The organism is Streptomyces sp. NPDC056160 (assembly GCF_042268205.1).
GTDB lineage: Bacteria > Actinomycetota > Actinomycetes > Streptomycetales > Streptomycetaceae > Streptomyces.
In genome coordinates this window covers 1-2,894 of sequence record NZ_JBHJUW010000299.1, presented here as the reverse complement: position 1 = coordinate 2,894, position 2,894 = coordinate 1, and the positions used below count along the sequence as shown (strand labels likewise).

At 68.4% G+C, this 2,894-nt stretch carries 3 protein-coding genes and 1 pseudogene; 2 read left to right on the top strand and 2 right to left on the bottom strand.

Annotated elements, in window-relative coordinates:
* Nucleotides 1-92: 92 nt before the first annotated feature.
* Nucleotides 93-781, bottom strand: a pseudogene (locus ACFC02_RS42150) (IS3 family transposase); the annotation flags it as partial.
* A 67-nt stretch (nt 782-848) separates the two neighbouring features.
* Nucleotides 849-1,481, bottom strand: a complete 633-nt coding sequence (locus tag ACFC02_RS42145) for a DUF2461 family protein (protein ID WP_376368258.1) — start codon at nt 1,479-1,481, stop codon at nt 849-851.
* Nucleotides 1,482-1,968: 487 nt separating this feature from the next.
* On the opposite strand from ACFC02_RS42145, the gene ACFC02_RS42140 reads away from it, so the two are divergent.
* Together ACFC02_RS42140 and ACFC02_RS42135 are read left to right on the top strand one after the other, a co-directional pair.
* Complete coding sequence (locus tag ACFC02_RS42140) at nt 1,969-2,232, top strand: hypothetical protein (RefSeq protein ID WP_376368256.1); 264 nt, start codon at nt 1,969-1,971, stop codon at nt 2,230-2,232.
* Nucleotides 2,233-2,272: 40 nt separating this feature from the next.
* The gene (locus tag ACFC02_RS42135; protein ID WP_376368254.1) at nt 2,273-2,830 is read left to right on the top strand and encodes a hypothetical protein; all 558 of its coding nucleotides are present in this window, start codon (nt 2,273-2,275) and stop codon (nt 2,828-2,830) included.
* Nucleotides 2,831-2,894: the final 64 nt, after the last annotated feature.

Genomic DNA, 2,894 nt, shown 5'->3' with positions numbered 1-2,894 from the left:
TCGGGCGCACCGCCCGATCGGCCGCCTGCTGACGACGAACCATCCCACACCTCGCTGATCACAAGGTGTTGCGACGACCGGTTGAATCCGCCCTGGGCGCCCCTGTCGGTGTGGAAAGCGACGCCGTGGACCCGGCCGCCGCGGGCGGCCACAGCCATCTCGATCGCGCCGGTGACCAGCGAGGTGCGCATGTGGTCGGCGATCGACCAGCCCACCACCTTCCTCGAGCAGATGTCGATCACCGTGGCGAGGTAGAGCCACGTCATACGGACGGCTATGTATGTGATGTCGCCGCACCACCTGGTGTTCAGCGTGTCCGCAGTGAAGTCGCGCATCACCAGGTCCGGTGCGGACGGCGCGCTCCCGTCCGCGATCGTCGTCCGCTTCTTCTTCCGCAGGTGCCGGCCGACGATGTGGTTGATCCGCATCAGCCGGGTGACGCGCTTGCGGTTGATCCTGCGTCCTCTCACACGCAGTTCAGCATGGACGCGCGGGGCACCGTAGGCGCCATGGTGTGCGGCGTGGACGGCGCGGATCTCGCTCACGGTCCGCTTCTCCTCGGCCTGGCGCTCGGTGCGGGCCTGCCCAGTGGCCAGATGCCGGTAGTAGCCGGCGCGGGACGCTCCGAGCACCTGGCAGATCCGCTGCACGCCGAAGTCGGCGCGGTTGTGGGAGATGAAGTCCCAGCGGAGGGGGCTCACTCCCTCGATGAGCTGCTGCGGCGAGCTGCCGCGGGTGCAGGTGAGCCGCGTGCCCGTGCTGTGGCTGCCCGGTCCCGTGCCGGGGCGCAGCTTCGCGGTGTTGGCCGCTGAGGTGCGGGCTCGGGAGATCGGCTGGCCGGGGTGATGTCAGGCGGCGCGCTTGACGTGGCGGGCCAGCCACGTCAGCAGGGCGTCGAGGTCGGTGGCGGCCGAGAGAACCCGCTCGACCGCCTCGGAAGTGTGCAGCCACTCCTCGCAGCCGAGGGAACGGGCAGCGATCAGCGAACGGTGGCGCAGCAAGTCCGTACGGCAGTGGTCTGCCGGATAGCCACGCGGGGGACGTTTCATCACGTCCCCGGAGATGTCGTAGCCCTTGTGCCGCAGATCCTCGACGACGGCGGACAGTTCGCGGCCGCTTCCCTCAGAAGCCACGGCCCTGCGGAACATGTCCACCTGGCCGGGGTCGGGGTACCACCAGGCGCCCTGGATCCGCAGGCCGTCCAGGGAGAATCGGAGACCGATCTCGACTTTGCGGCCGAGTCGGATCACCGCGCCCTGGTGCTGCCACCACCAGGAGTCGGTGCGGTAGTGCCAGACGGAGAAGTCCTCGTACCGGGGATCGGTGTCCGCGATCTCGTTGAGCAGGGCGATCATCGGCTGCCGCACCAGGCGTTCACGGTCGGCGCGGCAGCGCTCCCGGGTCACGGGGGTCGGTTCGCCCTGGAGCTGCCACAACACGTCCATGGCCTGCTCCGGCCAGCCGGCGAACTGTCCACGCATGCCCGGAGGATAGCTCAGCCATGGTCCGCGTGGCCGGACCATGAATACGGACAGGGGAAAGCCCCCGGGCAAGGGCGGCGCGTCTCGGAGGCGATCGAGCGGGGGACATCCTCGCCGGTTTCGAGATCGACTGCATCTTCCCCACCTTCCGGTCCCCGAAGACCGCGGACGAGGCTTGTGAGAGGCTGCACGGTCCGAACCCGGCCCGGGGGCCGAGGAGGGGAGCAGCGGCAAGGTGTACTTCGGTGAGCAGAGCGTCGCCGCCGAATACTGGGGGCGTGGTACCTACGCCTCCGGGATGTACCGGTACGGCATGGACATGAAGTTACTGGTGCAGTTCTCGCCAAGGCGGCCAAGCGCTACGGCTGGAAGGGCCCGCACGGAAGCCCAGGGTCGAGTGGGAGATCGACTACAGCAGGCTGAACGAGTTCAACGCCCTGACCGTCGCCCGCACCTGGATACCCAAGCCGTGAGGAGGCTGAGTGCCATGCCCTCGACGCTTCATCAGGAGTACGACGTCCGTGTGCTCGTGGTACGGCCCTGGGGGCTGGACGTAGTGCTCCCGGACGGCACCGCGGGCCTGATCGACAACACGAAGGACCCGCGCTGGCCGGGCGGTGACCAGCAGGCAGCTGTCGGAACGCTGGTCCGCGCCGTCGTTTTGGACGACGAGAGGGACCCCGTCCGGATGAGCGCCCTCGACGACGACCTGGCCGTCGCCCGTGCCCTGCGGGGGGCCGCGGAGCGTTAGCCGCGAGGCCGAGGGCCGCGTTCCCGGGGAGAGATCCCGGATGAGCGCCCTCGGCGTGGGGATCCGGGCCACCGCCGAGGTGACATCGGCCGTGAACAGACATGCTCCGGGGAGGGCCGGTGACTGTTCGTCCGGCGCTCACACTGCGGCGAGCAGCGCCTCTTACCACACAACCAGCGGCACCGGCGTGCGCACCGCCGGGTTCGGCCAGACCCTGCTGACGGCGAGCGCGAAGAGGTTCTGCGGCATCAAGTGGGTCTCGCCGGTGGAGCAGGACTGGTCGGTGAAGGGCGCCCACATCAACCTGAAGAACGGCAGGGAGGTCTGGATCTACGCGGACCACGACAACAAGCTGGCCGGCCGGCCCATCACTGTCACGGCGGGACTCGCCACTCAAGCCGAGATCGACGCCATGTTCGAGGCGATCGAGGCCAGCTCGGCTCTGCGCGCCGACTTCATCGCGAAGGCGACCGAGGCGATGAATATCATGAACACTCCTTCAGAGAAGGGCGGTAACTGGGGCATGGCACAGAACACAGGCGCGGAGATGGCCCGCCTGATCCGACTGCTAGTACTCCAGCAGTACTTCGTGGCTTGACCTGGGGAAACGTCGAGCGGTGGGAGTGTAGCGGGCGGGGGTTCGTCACGAATGGCTTCTGCCC

What these genes read in the sequence shown, in the direction of transcription:
- ACFC02_RS42145 (WP_376368258.1), bottom strand. Translation starts at nt 1,481, where the DNA reads ATGCGTGGACAGTTCGCCGGCTGGCCGGAGCAGGCCATGGACGTGTTG.
- ACFC02_RS42140 (WP_376368256.1), top strand. Translation starts at nt 1,969, where the DNA reads ATGCCCTCGACGCTTCATCAGGAGTACGACGTCCGTGTGCTCGTGGTA.
- ACFC02_RS42135 (WP_376368254.1), top strand. Translation starts at nt 2,273, where the DNA reads ATGAGCGCCCTCGGCGTGGGGATCCGGGCCACCGCCGAGGTGACATCG.